General features: G+C 55.2%; 16 protein-coding genes and 1 riboswitch. Of the genes, 8 read left to right on the top strand and 8 right to left on the bottom strand.

Annotated features, from left to right (window positions below; translation table 11 throughout):
• Positions 1-246: 246 nt before the first annotated feature.
• A complete protein-coding gene (purH, locus tag FDX19_RS14265; RefSeq protein ID WP_137383219.1) occupies positions 247-1,836 on the top strand; it encodes a bifunctional phosphoribosylaminoimidazolecarboxamide formyltransferase/IMP cyclohydrolase in 1,590 nt (529 codons plus the stop codon).
• Positions 1,837-1,851: 15 nt separating this feature from the next.
• Positions 1,852-3,141, top strand: coding sequence for a phosphoribosylamine--glycine ligase (gene purD / locus FDX19_RS14270; protein ID WP_137383220.1), 1,290 nt, complete (start codon positions 1,852-1,854; stop codon positions 3,139-3,141).
• On the opposite strand, the gene zraR is transcribed toward purD, so the two are convergent.
• Together zraR and zraS are read right to left on the bottom strand one after the other, a co-directional pair.
• On the bottom strand, positions 3,138-4,463 hold the full coding sequence (zraR, locus tag FDX19_RS14275; RefSeq protein WP_137383221.1) for a sigma-54-dependent response regulator transcription factor ZraR: 1,326 nt from the start codon (positions 4,461-4,463) through the stop codon (positions 3,138-3,140). The genes purD and zraR overlap by 4 nt on opposite strands.
• Positions 4,464-4,468: 5 nt before the next feature.
• Positions 4,469-5,854 (bottom strand): two-component system sensor histidine kinase ZraS, encoded by a 1,386-nt coding sequence (zraS, locus tag FDX19_RS14280; protein ID WP_137383222.1) that lies wholly within the window; start codon positions 5,852-5,854, stop codon positions 4,469-4,471.
• 265 nt (positions 5,855-6,119) lie between these two features.
• Between zraS and zraP the strand changes: the two genes are divergently transcribed.
• Positions 6,120-6,563: a zinc resistance sensor/chaperone ZraP gene (gene zraP, locus FDX19_RS14285; RefSeq protein ID WP_137383235.1), complete on the top strand. Its 444-nt coding sequence runs from the start codon at positions 6,120-6,122 to the stop codon at positions 6,561-6,563.
• A 23-nt stretch (positions 6,564-6,586) separates the two neighbouring features.
• On the opposite strand, the gene FDX19_RS14290 is transcribed toward zraP, so the two are convergent.
• From FDX19_RS14290 to nudC, 6 genes are all read right to left on the bottom strand, one after another.
• On the bottom strand, positions 6,587-7,282 hold the full coding sequence (locus FDX19_RS14290) for a DUF1481 domain-containing protein (protein WP_137383236.1): 696 nt from the start codon (positions 7,280-7,282) through the stop codon (positions 6,587-6,589).
• Between the two features lie 11 nt (positions 7,283-7,293).
• Entirely contained in the window at positions 7,294-7,566 is a 273-nt protein-coding gene (gene hupA / locus FDX19_RS14295) for a nucleoid-associated protein HU-alpha (RefSeq protein ID WP_001044509.1), read from the bottom strand.
• Between the two features lie 186 nt (positions 7,567-7,752).
• Positions 7,753-8,343 carry a YjaG family protein gene (locus FDX19_RS14300; RefSeq protein WP_003842015.1) on the bottom strand — a complete coding sequence of 197 codons (591 nt, stop codon included), beginning with the start codon at positions 8,341-8,343 and terminating at the stop codon, positions 7,753-7,755.
• A 33-nt stretch (positions 8,344-8,376) separates the two neighbouring features.
• Positions 8,377-9,057, bottom strand: a complete 681-nt coding sequence (nfi, locus tag FDX19_RS14305; RefSeq protein WP_137383223.1) for a deoxyribonuclease V — start codon at positions 9,055-9,057, stop codon at positions 8,377-8,379.
• A 9-nt stretch (positions 9,058-9,066) separates the two neighbouring features.
• The gene (gene hemE, locus FDX19_RS14310) at positions 9,067-10,131 is read right to left on the bottom strand and encodes a uroporphyrinogen decarboxylase (protein ID WP_137383224.1); all 1,065 of its coding nucleotides are present in this window, start codon (positions 10,129-10,131) and stop codon (positions 9,067-9,069) included.
• 49 nt (positions 10,132-10,180) lie between these two features.
• Positions 10,181-10,954 carry an NAD(+) diphosphatase gene (gene nudC / locus FDX19_RS14315; protein WP_137383225.1) on the bottom strand — a complete coding sequence of 258 codons (774 nt, stop codon included), beginning with the start codon at positions 10,952-10,954 and terminating at the stop codon, positions 10,181-10,183.
• A 96-nt stretch (positions 10,955-11,050) separates the two neighbouring features.
• Here nudC and rsd point away from each other — a divergent pair, with 96 nt between their 5' ends.
• From rsd to thiS, 5 genes are all read left to right on the top strand, one after another.
• A complete protein-coding gene (rsd, locus tag FDX19_RS14320) occupies positions 11,051-11,539 on the top strand; it encodes a sigma D regulator (protein ID WP_137383226.1) in 489 nt (162 codons plus the stop codon).
• A gap of 50 nt (positions 11,540-11,589) precedes the next feature.
• A riboswitch (TPP riboswitch) is annotated at positions 11,590-11,712 on the top strand.
• Positions 11,713-11,795: 83 nt separating this feature from the next.
• The gene (gene thiC / locus FDX19_RS14325) at positions 11,796-13,694 is read left to right on the top strand and encodes a phosphomethylpyrimidine synthase ThiC (protein WP_137383227.1); all 1,899 of its coding nucleotides are present in this window, start codon (positions 11,796-11,798) and stop codon (positions 13,692-13,694) included.
• Complete coding sequence (thiE, locus tag FDX19_RS14330; protein WP_137383228.1) at positions 13,694-14,329, top strand: thiamine phosphate synthase; 636 nt, start codon at positions 13,694-13,696, stop codon at positions 14,327-14,329. Before thiC ends, thiE begins: the two co-directional genes overlap by 1 nt.
• Positions 14,322-15,080, top strand: a complete 759-nt coding sequence (gene thiF, locus FDX19_RS14335; RefSeq protein ID WP_137383229.1) for a thiazole biosynthesis adenylyltransferase ThiF — start codon at positions 14,322-14,324, stop codon at positions 15,078-15,080. Before thiE ends, thiF begins: the two co-directional genes overlap by 8 nt.
• The gene (thiS, locus tag FDX19_RS14340) at positions 15,061-15,261 is read left to right on the top strand and encodes a sulfur carrier protein ThiS (protein ID WP_137383230.1); all 201 of its coding nucleotides are present in this window, start codon (positions 15,061-15,063) and stop codon (positions 15,259-15,261) included. The genes thiF and thiS overlap by 20 nt, the downstream gene beginning before the upstream one ends.
• Position 15,262: the final 1 nt, after the last annotated feature.

A 15,262-nucleotide genomic window follows, 5' to 3' on the forward strand; every position in this document is an offset into this window, starting at 1 on the left:
ACCCATTTACACACAGAGTTATCCACAAAAATAAGGATCTCTTTCGAGAGTCACTTGGTTTTATCCCTTATCAATAGAGATGAAATAATGGAATTGGGGGAAAGAGAAAAATTCGCGAGCGTTGCGCAAACGTTTTCGTTACAATGCCCCCGCACAACAAGGATGCCCCGTAAGGGGCGTTAGCTGAGTTTTTAGCCAAGAATTCACCTAACGCTCTCTGTAATAGTCAAATCCAGGGGATTTACCATGCAACAACGTCGTCCAGTCCGCCGCGCTCTGCTCAGTGTTTCTGACAAGGCCGGTATCATCGAATTCGCTCAGGCACTTTCCGCACGCGGTGTGGAGCTGCTTTCTACAGGTGGCACCGCGCGCCTGTTAGCAGAGAAAGGTCTGCCGGTGACCGAAGTTTCCGATTACACCGGTTTCCCGGAAATGATGGATGGACGCGTCAAGACCCTGCATCCAAAAGTCCACGGCGGCATTTTGGGCCGTCGCGGCCAGGACGATGCCATTATGGAACAGCACCACATTTCCCCTATCGATATGGTTGTCGTTAACCTGTATCCGTTCGCCGAGACCGTTGCCCGTGAAGGCTGCTCGCTGGAAGATGCGGTAGAGAACATTGATATCGGTGGCCCGACGATGGTTCGCTCCGCCGCCAAGAACCATAAAGACGTGGCTATCGTTGTGAAGAGCAGCGACTACGACGCCATTATTAAAGAGATGGATGCTAACGACGGTTCTCTGACCCTCGACACCCGCTTCGATCTCGCGATTAAAGCTTTTGAGCACACCGCCGCCTACGACAGCATGATTGCCAACTACTTCGGCAGCATGGTTCCGGCGTACCACGGTGAAAGCAAAGAAGCCGCCGGTCGCTTCCCGCGTACGCTGAACCTGAACTTCATCAAGAAGCAGGATATGCGCTACGGCGAGAACAGCCACCAGCAGGCAGCCTTCTATATAGAAGAGAACGTCAAAGAAGCGTCCGTTGCCACCGCGCAGCAGGTACAGGGCAAAGCGCTTTCCTACAACAATATCGCCGATACCGACGCGGCGCTGGAGTGCGTGAAAGAGTTCAGCGAGCCAGCCTGTGTTATCGTTAAGCACGCTAACCCGTGTGGCGTAGCGGTAAGTACCTCTATTCTGGACGCGTACGACCGCGCCTATAAAACCGACCCAACCTCCGCGTTCGGCGGCATCATCGCCTTTAACCGCGAGCTGGATGCTGAAACCGCGCAGGCCATCATCTCCCGCCAGTTCGTGGAAGTGATTATCGCCCCATCCGCAACTGAAGAAGCGCTGAAGATCACCGCCGCTAAACAAAACGTTCGCGTCCTGACCTGCGGCCAGTGGGCACAGCGCGTGCCGGGCCTCGACTTCAAACGCGTTAACGGCGGCCTGCTGGTTCAGGACAGGGATCTGGGTATGGTGAGCGAAAGCGAACTGCGCGTGGTGTCTAAACGCCAGCCGACCGAGCAAGAGCTGCGCGATGCGCTGTTCTGCTGGAAGGTCGCCAAGTTCGTAAAATCCAACGCTATTGTGTATGCCAAAGAGAACATGACCATCGGGATAGGCGCAGGCCAGATGAGCCGCGTTTACTCCGCTAAAATCGCCGGGATTAAAGCGGCTGACGAAGGTCTGGAAGTGAAAGGTTCCGCCATGGCTTCCGACGCCTTCTTCCCGTTCCGCGACGGTATTGATGCCGCAGCTGCCGTTGGCGTGAGCTGCGTTATCCAGCCAGGTGGTTCTATCCGCGATGACGAAGTGATTGCCGCTGCCGATGAACACGGTATCGCGATGATCTTCACTGACATGCGCCACTTCCGCCATTAATACACGGAGCAGACGATGAAAGTATTAGTCATTGGTAACGGCGGGCGCGAGCACGCCCTGGCGTGGAAAGCGGCGCAGTCTCCGCAGGTTTCCACCGTCTTTGTCGCACCGGGTAACGCCGGTACCGCACTGGAGCCCGCGCTGCAGAACGTGGCTATCGGCGTCACCGATATTCCGGCACTGCTGAGCTTTGCCCAGAACGAGAAGATTGATCTGACCATCGTCGGCCCGGAAGCGCCGCTGGTGATTGGCGTGGTCGATGCGTTCCGCGCCGCAGATCTTAAGATCTTCGGGCCAACCGAAGGCGCTGCGCAGCTGGAAGGCTCCAAAGCCTTCACCAAAGATTTCCTTGCTCGTCATAACATCCCGACGGCAGAGTATCAGAACTTCACCGAGATCGAACCCGCGCTGGCATACCTGCGCGAGAAAGGCGCACCGATCGTGATCAAAGCCGACGGCCTGGCCGCCGGTAAAGGCGTTATCGTCGCGATGACTCTCGAAGAAGCAGAAGCCGCCGTCCACGACATGCTGGCGGGTAACGCGTTTGGCGACGCGGGTCACCGCATCGTCATCGAAGAGTTCCTCGACGGCGAAGAGGCAAGCTTTATCGTGATGGTCGACGGCGAGCACGTGCTGCCGATGGCCACCAGCCAGGATCATAAACGCGTAGGCAACGGTGACACCGGCCCGAACACCGGCGGCATGGGGGCTTACTCACCAGCGCCGGTGGTAACTGATGAAGTGCATCAGCGCACCATGGAACGCATTATTTGGCCAACGGTAAAAGGTATGGCGGAGGAAGGGAATACCTACACCGGTTTCCTGTATGCCGGCCTGATGATCGACAAACAGGGCAATCCGAAGGTTATCGAATTCAACTGCCGCTTCGGCGATCCGGAAACCCAGCCGATCATGCTGCGCATGAAGTCGGATCTGGTGGATCTTTGCCTGGCCGCCTGCGAGGGCAAGCTGGATGAGAAAACCTCCGAGTGGGACGAACGCGCTTCTCTGGGCGTGGTGATTGCCGCAGGCGGTTACCCGGGCAACTACCACACCGGGGATGAGATCCACGGTCTGCCTCTGGAAGAAGTAGAAGACGGAAAAGTGTTCCATGCAGGCACTAAACTTGCTGACGACGATCGCGTGCTGACCAGCGGCGGCCGCGTCCTGTGCGCCACCGCATTGGGGCATACCGTTGCCGAGGCACAGAAACGTGCTTACGCCTTAATGACGGATATTCGCTGGGATGGCAGCTTTAGCCGTAACGACATCGGCTGGCGTGCCATCGAACGCGAGCAGCGCTAACGCGAAATTTTCGCCAGCAGCGTTTTGCGTGTAATACCTAACTGACGGGCGGCTTCGGTTTTGTTGCCGCCCGTTTTGTCCAGCGCCGCCAGGATCACCTCTTTTTCAACATCCACCAGCGGTTGGATCTCACCACTGAACTCTGCTTTTATCGGCGTTGCCGCGATTGCCATCGGCAGCTCACGCTCAGAGATATATTCCCCCGTCAGCAACACTACCGCCCGTTCAATTGCATTTTCCAGCTCGCGAATATTCCCCGGCCAATCGTAGTGGATCAGCAGATCCATCGCCTGTGGCGTAAAGCCTTTCACCGCTTTGCGGTTACGTTCGGCAAAACGCTGGAGAAAATGCTCAGCCAGCAGCGGAATATCTTCCCGACGCTGGCGTAAAGCAGGCATTTCAATGGTGACGACGTTCAGGCGATAGTAGAGATCCTGACGAAAGCGCCCGGCGCTGACTTCTTCCGCGAGGCAGCGATGCGTGGCGGCAATCAGCCGAACATCAACCGCAATAGTCTGGTTGCTGCCAACACGCTGAACTTCCCGCTCCTGAATCGCCCGCAGCAGGCGCACCTGCATCAGCGGCGAGATATCGCCAATCTCATCAAGAAATAACGTGCCGCCATCGGCCTCAACAAAGCGCCCTTCCCGGCGTTTATCCGCACCGGTAAAGGCGCCTTTCTCATGACCAAACAGCTCGGACTCCAGCAGCGACTCATTAAGCGCCGCACAGTTGAGCGTCACCAGTGGTTTCTCACTGCGCGCGCTGCTGGCATGCAGTGCCCGAGCCACCAGCTCCTTCCCCGTCCCGGAATCGCCATGAATAAGTACTGTGGCGTCCGACGGGGCCACCATCGCAATCTCACTAAGCAGTTGCTGCATTGCCGGGCTTCTGCCAATCATGCCAAACTGCGCAGCCGACGCCGACGGCAGTTCCACACCGCTTTCCCGCGTATGTGCCAGTGCCTTTTCCAGCGTGTCCTGCAGACGGTCAAAATCCAGCGGTTTGATTAAGTAATCCAGTGCACCGGTTTTCAGTGCTTCTACGGCGGTCTCCACACTGGAGAAAGCCGTCATGATCAACACCGGAATCGCCGGATTCAGCGCCTTGATCTCTTTGAGCGTTGCGATACCGTCCATCTCCGCCATGCGCACATCGCATAGCACTAGATCGAAAACATGTTCACGCACCTGCTCCAGCGCCGCGCGCCCGCTATAGGCCAGCGCGACCTCATAACCCCAGCCGCGCAGCAGCGCCTGTAAAATAGTGCAGTGGCTGATATCGTCATCCACCACCAGAATATCGATTTTTCCGCACGTCATCCTTGTTAATCCTGTTGTTTCGCTTTGGTCGGCAGCCAGAGAGTAAAGACCACTCCCTTGCCCTCAACGCTTGCCACCTGAATGGTACCACCGTGCTGTTCGACTATGTTCTGCACAACCGCCAGCCCCAGCCCCGTACCATCGGCTTTGGTCGTAAAGTAAGGTGTAAATATCGCCTCCAACTGCTCAGGTGCAATTCCCTTTCCGCTATCGGCAACCACAATTTTAACGCGTTCGGCGCTGCTTTCACTCGCTTCAACCGTAATCGTGCCCTGGTGGCCAATCGCATGAATGGCGTTCAGATACAGGTTCAGCAGGACCTGCGTTAGCCGGTCAGGATCGGCCTGAATGGTTGGTAGTGCAGGATTTACCGTAAACCGTAACTGAATTTCCCGACTTTGAGCATCCTGACTTACCAGATGCAATGAGTGGGTGATGACTTCATTGAGATCCACTTTCTGGAGCGCAAGGTGCGCGGGTTTCACCAGTTCAAGGAGTTCGCTCACCACCCGATTTAAGCGGTCTGCCTCTTTCGCCATCACCTGTGCCAGCTCGTGCGACTCGCCTCCTGCAGGGGTTCGTTCGGCAAAATACTTCGCTAAGCCTTTGATCGATGAAAGCGGATTGCGAATCTCATGTGCAACCCCGGCCGCCAGATGCCCAAGCGCCATCAGTTTTTCTTTCCGCTTCATCGCATCCTGCAATTCCTTGTACGAACGCTGATAGCGCTGATACCAGAAGAACGTCAGCACGCTGGCCAGCAGCACGGCCGCCAGCGCAGAGAGGACTATTAGCGTGTTGCGCCACTCTCTTGTCTGAGTCGCCGCCAGATCGCTGGCATCAAAGGCGATAAAAATGGTTTGTGAAGGCGTGGTTATCTGTCCGTCATTGCTGGCACAACGCGCCATGCCATGTCGCCCAGGACCATACATCGGCTGAAACTGGCGATAAATTTCCAGGGCCGGTGTTTTTTCACTGCCGCCCGCGGGTACCTCAATGCGCCGCCAGCGTTCTTGTTCATCTGGATTTAACTGCCGCAGGACATCCGGTGCATAGAGTGACTTTCCAACCATCGCGGAATTACTGTGAGTCATAATGACGCCATGCTCATCAACAACGGCAAACCATAACACACCGGGTTGTACGGCCATTTCCTCCAGCAGCGTCTGCTGCTGGGCATGATGCATGCGCATACCCATACCCACTCGCGTACCGGACTCCAGGGCGCGGATCAGCACACTGCCTTTTTCCAGCAGCGTTTGCCGGGCAGCGTCACTTTCTCGGCCATAATCCCGAATGGTCATAATCGAAAACCAGCCGACCAAAACCAGAATTGCCGCCAGCAAGAGTCGGCTCAACCACTTTGCCACCGTATCCTTATAAAGACGCATACGCTCTCCCTTCACCCGCTAGTTCCTTTCATCGTCGCAGGTATACAGCAGAAATCATGCCATTTTTTCCCCCTGATAACCCTGCCCTCGGACACAAACTGCTGAAAGCCAGCGGGTAAAAATGACCCGCTGGTTACGCTCGGGCGAGTCATTTTTACTCACTTTGCACCAGGCAAACCACGCGTGATGCCTGCAGAACGGGAGTCTCCGGTCTGGCACGGAAGATGCAACAAGGAATGTAAGATAACCAACAGGAGAACGAATGATGAAACGGAATAATAAACTGGCGCTGATTGTACTCTCGCTGATTGCTCTGGGTTCCACCCCGGCGCTGGCACAACATCACTGGGGGTATGGTGATGGTATGCAGCAACGTGGCGGTACACCTATGACCGCTGAGCAGCAGGCTGCCGCACAGAAAATCTATGATGATTATTACTCCCAGACCAGCGCGTTGCGCCAACAGCTGACCTCCAAACGTTATGAGTACAATGCACTATTAACGGCCAGCTCGCCGGACACGGCAAAAATTAATGCCGTGGCAAAAGAGATGGAGGCGTTGAATCAGTCCCTTGACGAGCAACGCGTTAAACGCGATGTCGCGATGGCCCAGGCAGGCGTACCTCGCGGAGCGGGAATGGGTTACGGCGGATGCGGCGGTGGCGGTTACCATCGCGGCGGCGGTCATATGGGAATGGGCCACTGGTAACAGTATTGCCTGATGGCAGATTATCAGAAGGTTTTCTCTTTCGGTTGCCAGTGACAGAAGTCTTCATTGGCGACCAGCAGGAGCTGCGATCCTTCGGGCGCTTCCAGCCATGCCACGCTCACGTCGACTGACGAGTGGCTCTGGCGGCGCTCAATATGGCTTATCGCCCACGAATCTAAATCGGGCTTAATGGTCTCGCCTTCACACGTAGTCACCGTGTGTTCGGCGCCATGCCAGCGCCCCTGATGTAAGATCACCCGTCCCTGACGCAGCGCATCGCTGGTCTTGCGGATTTGATCGGCACGATAGCGGTACAACGCGATTTGATCGCTGGAAAGCTGCTGCTTTTGCCCGGCGACTTCACGTTGCATGAAACTCAGTTCGCCGCGATCATCGAAGCGGATGCGAATATGTTCCGGCGGTTTACTGTAAACATTGAGTTCTATCAGAGAGAGCGTATCTCCCTGCCAGCGGTATTCACTGGTGGTGGTATCGCCGTTACGCCACGGACTCAATACCGAGAGCAAGTGAACATCGTCACTGGAATCTTTACGCCAGACGCGTACCGCCCCCTGCTCGCCAACATAACCGCTGGCCGTGAACGGAGGAAGCTCGGAATGACGACTACAGGCCGACAGCAACAGCACACCTGAAAGCCAGAGCGTATGACGCCAGATGGACAAAAGGGGCGAAACCGCCCCTTCGTTAAAACTGTTCACTGCCACGCGAATTACTTAACCGCGTCTTTCAGTGCTTTACCAGAAACAAATGCCGGTACGTTAGCTGCGGCGATTTTGATTTCTTTACCGGTCTGCGGGTTGCGGCCAGTGCGCTCAGCACGGTGGTTCACTTTGAAGGTACCGAAACCAACCAGTTGTACAGCATCGCCTTCTTTCAGAGACTCAGTAATAGCAGCCAGAGTGGATTCCAGAGCAGCTTTAGCCTGTGTTTTAGACAGTTCTGCTTTGTCTGCAATTACATCAATCAGTTGAGTCTTGTTCATAAGTTATCCTTACAATGTGTTTATCGCTTGCTAAGCATCGAGTGCGACGGAAATGCCAAAAAAGCACTCTCCTGCATACACGCACCGATAGCCACTTTTTTTCGCCCCCCAAATGTAGACCAGACCGGGGGCGGATGGGAAGCCTTCAGGCACGACAAATCAGGCGTTAAATCACGTTTTGTGGTGTCATTGCTGAAAATTTATACCAATATTGCTCTCGCCAGCCTCGCGCAGGTCTGCTCGCAGCCCTTTTATCAGCTCAATATCGCGTTCTTCACAGTCAGCCAAAAGTCGGAATATTTCCCACTGAATATCCCATTCTTGCTCAACGGCAGGGTTTTCTTTTAGCTCTTCATCGGTCATTTCGCGACCGGCCTGGGTCATTTCCAGCATCGCAACCGTCGTAATCGAAGCCTTACTCACTTCAATTGCGTGTTCCAGCGTTTCACCACTCAGCCGTGAATGCATCAGTTCGCTTAATGCCACGCAGGCATCAATTGCAGGATAAACACCGTACAGATCGTAATCATCTGCCGACGGGATAGCCTCTTCAAACTTTTCCAGTTGGCTGTCGAAATTGATTTTGGCATCTTTAACCGTCAGCGCTTCCCAAATCAAATCCAGGATTCGACGATAAATCTGCCCATCGCCAAATTCAGTTTGCTTGCAGAACATCGCGTAGTTGGGATACATGCGCTCGCACAGGCAGGCCATAAACGTAACGTGCTGCCAGCTTTCCAGCTTCTCCAGACGCAAGTGAATCGGGTTTTGTAACATGATGAGCTCTCAAATACGGAAATTAGCGGCAGTTTACCCGATATGGGCCGTTTTTGCTGCAAGCCGCGTAAAAGCCGGGCGTTCAGATGCTACCGCATCTGCCCAGCGTGTTGGTTCTGGCAGACGATAGCCGTTCATACAGCGCTGCACCCACGCCAGGGCACTGTCCATACTCACGCGGTGGCCCGTAGAAATAAACAGCGGGTTACAGCGCGCTTTGCTGCGCCAGACCCAGGCCAGCGGCTCGCCTTTATCCAGCAGCGGCGCTAGCGCACCGGGTTCGGCGGCGAGCGGTTCAAACTTGCCGCACAGTCGTTTTTTCGCCACACCAATCGTCGGAACATCCACCAGCAGACCAAAATGACTGGCGACGCCCAGACGACGCGGATGGGAAATGCCGTGCCCATCGACAAACAGCAGGTCTGGCTTTTGTGACAGCTGTTGCCAGGCGGCCATCAGCGCGGGAGTTTCACGAAAGGAGAGAAAGCCGGGAATATACGGCATGGTGGTGGCAATACGCGCCACCTTGTATTCAACCAGCTCCAGCGTGGGATATTTCAGCAGGACCATCGCAGCCCGCGTCACTTCACCGCCCTGCTCAAACCCGACATCCGCTCCACCGATCAGAACCGGCGGATCGGTTTCAAGGCGATCCTCTCGGGAAACCGAAGAGGCCAGTTCAAGCTGCTGCGCACGAAGCGACGCGAGATCCATATTGGTTCCTTAGCTGTGGTACTGCGCCGACAACCGATGTACCGCCTCCACGAAGACACCCGCATGTTCCGGTGGCACGTCCTGGTGAATACCGTGACCCAGGTTAAAGACATGACCTTCGCCCTGACCGAATCCGGCCAGAATTGTCGCCACTTCTTCTTCGATGCGGGCTGGCGGCGCATATAGCATGGACGGATCCATATTGCCCTGTAGCGCCACTTTATGACCTACACGACGACGCGCATCGGCAATGTCCGTTGTCCAGTCAAGACCCAGCGCATCACAGCCGGTTTCCGCCATCGCTTCCAGCCACTGACCACCGCCTTTGGTAAACAGGGTCACGGGGACACGGCGACCGTCGTTTTCACGTAGCAGCCCGTCGACGATTTTGTGCATGTAATACAGGGAGAACTGCTGATAGTCGCGACCGGTCAGCACGCCGCCCCAGGTATCGAAAATCATCACCGACTGCGCACCCGCTTTAATCTGCGCGTTAAGGTACAGGGTGACGCTTTTCACCAGCTTATCAAGCAACAGATGTAGCGCTTTTGGATCGGCATACATCATCTTTTTAATCACGGTAAACGCTTTGCTACTGCCACCTTCAACCATATAGGTCGCCAGCGTCCACGGGCTGCCGGAGAAGCCGATCAGCGGCACTTCACCTTTCAGCTCACGCCGAATGGTACGCACTGCGTTCATCACGTAGCCCAGCTCATCTTCCGGGTCTGGAACGGGCAGTTTTTCCACATCAGCCTTACTGGTGACAGGAGAGGTAAAGCGTGGGCCTTCCCCGGCTTCAAAATAGAGCCCAAGCCCCATCGCATCCGGGATAGTCAGAATGTCCGAAAAGAGGATCGCTGCATCGAGCGGATAGCGGCGCAGCGGCTGCAGCGTCACTTCACAGGCCAGCTCGGCGTTTTTGCACAACGCCATGAAGTCGCCCGCCTCGGCACGAGTGGCTTTGTACTCCGGCAAATAGCGGCCCGCCTGGCGCATCATCCATACCGGAGTCACATCAACGGGCTGGCGCAGCAGCGCACGCAGGTAACGATCGTTCTTCAGTTCGGTCATTTTTATCTTCCTTTTAGCGTCAGACCGTCAGTGTATCATTACTCGTTCTTTACTCGTACTCAGCCCGGCAGATCGCTACGGTATCTTCGATCAGTCGGCGCGCGACGGTACCCGGCGGCGGTAAGAGCGGTAAATCGTCATAGCGATACCAGTTCGCTTCCAGCAGCTCTTTCGGGTCGATGACGATTTCGCCGCTATCATACTCCGCCATAAATGCGGTCATCAAAGACTGCGGGAATGGCCACGGCTGAGAAGTGACATAGCGCAGGTTTTTCACCTTAATGCCGCTCTCTTCCATCACTTCACGCGCCACCGCCTGTTCCAGGGTCTCGCCCACTTCGACAAAACCCGCCAGTACGGTATGCACGCCGTTACGATGGCGAACATGTTGGGCAAGCAGGATGGAATCATCTCGGCGAATAGCGACGATTATGCAGGGAGCAATTTGCGGGTAGTAGCGTTCACGACAGTGGCTACACAGCATCGCCCATTCCGTTTTACTCGGGTGCATGGGATGGCCGCAGTAGCCGCAGAATTTATGCGAGCGGTAGAATTCAGCCAGTTGCACGCCACGTCCGGCCAGTTGAAAAAGACCCACATCCTGATCGATAACCTGGCGCACTGAACCCATATCGTGCCGACGCGGCTGTTGCACCAACCAGACAGTATCCCCTTCCCATTCGCCTATTGGCAGGGCGCGCTGCCCGACTAAATCAAAGCGGGTTGCGTCGCCGTAAGGCAGCTCGCCATGAGGTAACCACAACTTTTGCTCATGACTGACAATCCACCAGCCGCTATCTAATTTTTCAATTATACGATCCATATCTCTTGCGCAACCTTTGCTTCACAGGCATGTTGTTTACATTATTTTTACATTTACGGGTGAGCAGTTTTTTAACACCATCTTGCGGAGTCAATCATGCTAAACCAGCTGGAAAGCCTGACGGAACACGTCAGAGGAAGTAATAAACTGGTTGATCGCTGGCTACATGTACGTAAGCACCTGCTCGTGGCTTACTACAATCTGGTTGGCATTAAGCCTGGCAAAGAATCGTACATGCGACTCAATGAAAAAGCGCTGGATGATTTTTGTCAGAGCCTGGTCGATTACCTCTCCACCGGACACTTCAGTATTTATGAACGTATTCTCCATAAATTGGAAGGAAACGGGCAGCTTTTAAAAGCCACAAAAATTTGGCCACTGCTGGAAGCCAATACACAGCAGATCATGGACTACTATGATTCCAGTCTGGAAACGGCCATCGATCATGATAACTTCCTTGAATTTCAAAAAGTTTTATCGGATCTCGGCGAAGCACTGGAAGCCCGATTCGTGCTGGAAGATAAGCTGATAATGCTGGTATTTGACGCCATGCACGACAGCGACGCGCTCAAACGTCATGCTTGAGATTTGCGGCATTAACGCGTAGTTTACATTCATTACCTCTTTACTGAGGTTACTTCTTGTCGGAGTGCTTATTTTCCACAACAGCATGAGTGGAAAAGGCTGAGACCGTTAATTCGGGATCCGCGGAACCTGATCAGGTTAAAACCTGCGAAGGGAACAAGAGTCAATCTGCAATAGCATCGCCCTTGGGCGAGCTTCTCTCTTGCTTCATCCGTCGTCTGGCAAGCCATATCCTTACTTTTATTTGGAATGAGCTATGTCTGCCACTACTAAACCATCACGCCGCGAACAGCGCGCTCAAGCCCAACACTTTATCGATACCCTGGAAGGGACCGCCTTTCCTGAGTCAAAACGCATCTATATCACCGGTTCGCAGCCGGATATCCGTATCCCGATGCGCGAAATTCAGCTTAGCCCAACGCTAACTGGCGGCACGAAAGACAATCCTCAATTTGAAGAGAATGAAGCCGTTCCGGTTTATGACACCTCTGGTCCGTACGGCGACCCTGACGTGGCGATTAACGTTCAGCAGGGCCTGGCAAAACTACGCCAGGCGTGGATTACAGCGCGCAACGATAGCGAAGAGTTAGATGACCGCAGCTCGGCTTACACCAAAGAACGTCTGGCCGATGATGGCCTTGATGAACTGCGTTTTACGGGCCTGCTGACGCCAAAACGTGCCAAGGCCGGTAAGCGCGTGACCCAGCTACACTATGCTCGCCAGGGGATCGTTACCCCAGAGATGGAATTTATCGCCATCCGCGAAAACATGGGCCGTGAGCGTATTCGCAGTGAAGTATTGCGCCACCAGCATCCGGGGATGAACTTTGGCGCACGTCTGCCGGAAAACATCACCCCGGAATTCGTGCGTGACGAGGTCGCTGCCGGACGCGCCATTATTCCAGCCAACATCAACCACCCGGAATCAGAACCGATGATTATCGGTCGTAATTTCCTGGTGAAGGTCAACGCCAACATCGGTAATTCAGCAGTCACCTCCTCCATCGAAGAAGAGGTAGAAAAACTGGTGTGGTCCACCCGCTGGGGCGCGGATACCGTGATGGATCTCTCCACCGGTCGTTATATTCATGAAACCCGTGAATGGATCCTGCGTAACAGCCCGGTACCGATCGGTACTGTACCGATCTACCAGGCGCTGGAGAAGGTCAACGGGATCGCCGAAGATCTCACCTGGGAAGCCTTCCGCGATACGCTGCTGGAGCAGGCCGAACAGGGCGTTGACTATTTCACCATTCATGCAGGCGTACTGCTGCGCTATGTACCGATGACCGCCAAACGTCTGACCGGTATTGTCTCGCGCGGTGGTTCTATTATGGCGAAGTGGTGTCTCTCCCATCACAAAGAGAACTTTCTGTTTGAGCACTTCCGCGAGATCTGTGAAATCTGCGCCGCCTATGACGTCTCTTTGTCGCTGGGTGACGGCCTGCGCCCGGGTTCAATTCAGGATGCCAACGACGAAGCGCAGTTCTCCGAGCTGCATACGCTGGGTGAGCTGACCAAAATCGCCTGGGAATACGACGTGCAGGTGATGATTGAAGGCCCAGGTCATGTGCCAATGCATATGATCCAGCGCAACATGACCGAAGAGCTGGAACACTGCCACGAAGCACCGTTCTATACCTTAGGGCCGCTAACCACCGATATTGCGCCAGGCTATGACCACTTCACGTCAGGCATTGGTGCGGCGATGATTGGCTGGTTTGGCTGTGCCATGCTCTGCTACGTCACGCCAAAAGAACACCTTGGCCTGCCCAATAAAGAAGATGTGAAACAGGGTCTTATCACCTACAAGATTGCCGCACATGCTGCTGATTTAGCCAAAGGGCATCCGGGTGCGCAGATCCGTGATAACGCCATGTCAAAAGCACGCTTCGAATTCCGCTGGGAAGACCAGTTTAACCTCGCGCTCGACCCGTTCACCGCCCGCGCCTACCACGATGAAACCCTGCCACAGGAGTCAGGGAAAGTCGCTCACTTCTGCTCCATGTGCGGGCCGAAGTTCTGCTCGATGAAAATCAGCCAGGAGGTCCGCGACTACGCCGCTGCACAAACGATTGAAGTCGGGATGGCGGATATGTCGGAGAACTTCCGCGCCAAAGGCGGTGAAATCTACCTCAAAAAAGAGGAGGCGTAATGTACCAGCCTGATTTCCCGACCGTGCCGTTCCGCCTCGGGCTTTACCCAGTGGTGGACAGCGTGCAATGGATTGAACGCCTGCTGCAGGCAGGCGTGCGCACGATCCAGTTGCGTATCAAAGACAAACATGATGAAGAGGTCGAAGCCGACGTCATAGCAGCCATTGACATGGGGCGTCGTTATGATGCTCGCCTGTTTATCAACGATTACTGGCGTCTGGCAATTAAGCACCGCGCTTATGGCGTGCATCTGGGCCAGGAAGACCTTGAAACCACCGACCTGAAAGCGATTCAAACGGCGGGATTGCGCCTTGGTGTTTCCACTCACGATGATATGGAGATAGACGTCGCGCTGGCGGCTCGCCCTTCTTATATCGCACTCGGTCACGTGTTTCCGACGCAAACCAAGCAGATGCCTTCCGCCCCGCAGGGGCTGACACAACTGGCAAACCATATCGAGCGGCTGGCGGACTACCCGACCGTCGCCATTGGCGGCATCAGCCTTGAGCGTGCCCCGGCTGTGCTGGGTACCGGCGTCGGCAGCATTGCTGTCGTCAGCGCCATTACCCAGGCGGCTGACTGGCAGGTCGCCACGGCCCAGCTACTGGATATCGCAGGAGCGGGCGATGAATGACCGCGACTTTATGCGCTATAGCCGGCAGATCCTGCTTGGCGATATCGCGATTGAAGGCCAGCAAAAGCTGATCGCAAGCCATGTGCTGATTGTCGGGTTAGGTGGGCTAGGTTCACCTGCCGCACTGTATCTGGCAGGTGCGGGCGTCGGCAAGCTGACGCTGGTCGACGATGACGATATTCATCTGAGTAACCTGCAGCGCCAGATCCTGTTTACCACGGATGATATCGCCCGCGCCAAATCACAAGTCGCACAGCAGCGGCTCACCCGCCTCAACCCGGATATCGACGTGGTGGCGCTCCAGCAACGTCTGCAAGGTGATGCGCTCAGACATGCGGTAGCACGTGCCGACGTGGTGCTCGACTGTACTGACAACATGGCAACCCGCCAGCAGATTAACGCCGCCTGCGTGGCGCTAAATACGCCACTCATTACCGCCAGTGCCGTCGGTTTCGGTGGCCAATTAATGGTGCTGACTCCGCCCTGGGAACAGGGGTGTTACCGCTGCCTGTGGCCGGATGATGCTGAGCCAGAACGCAACTGCCGCACTGCAGGCATTGTGGGCCCGGTCGTCGGGGTGATGGGAACCTTGCAGGCTCTGGAAGCGATCAAATTACTCAGCGGAATTGAAACCCCAGCCGGAGAGTTGCGTCTGTTTGATGGCAAAACCAGCCAGTGGCGCAGCCTGGCGCTGCGTCGTGCCAGCGGCTGCCCGGTCTGTGGAGGGCAACATGCAGATTCAGTTCAATGATGAGCCACTGCAGTGCGCCGAGGGGCAAACCATCAGCGAACTGCTGACACAGCTTAATCAGCATAAACCGGGAATGGCGCTGGCGCTCAATCAGCAGATCCTGCCACGTGAGCAGTGGCAACAGCAAATCGTGCAGGAAGGCGACCAGATTCTGCTTTTTCAGGTCATTGCAGGGGGTTGAT

It is taken from the genome of Citrobacter sp. wls619 (genome assembly GCF_005281345.1).
Taxonomy (GTDB): Bacteria; Pseudomonadota; Gammaproteobacteria; order Enterobacterales; family Enterobacteriaceae; genus Citrobacter.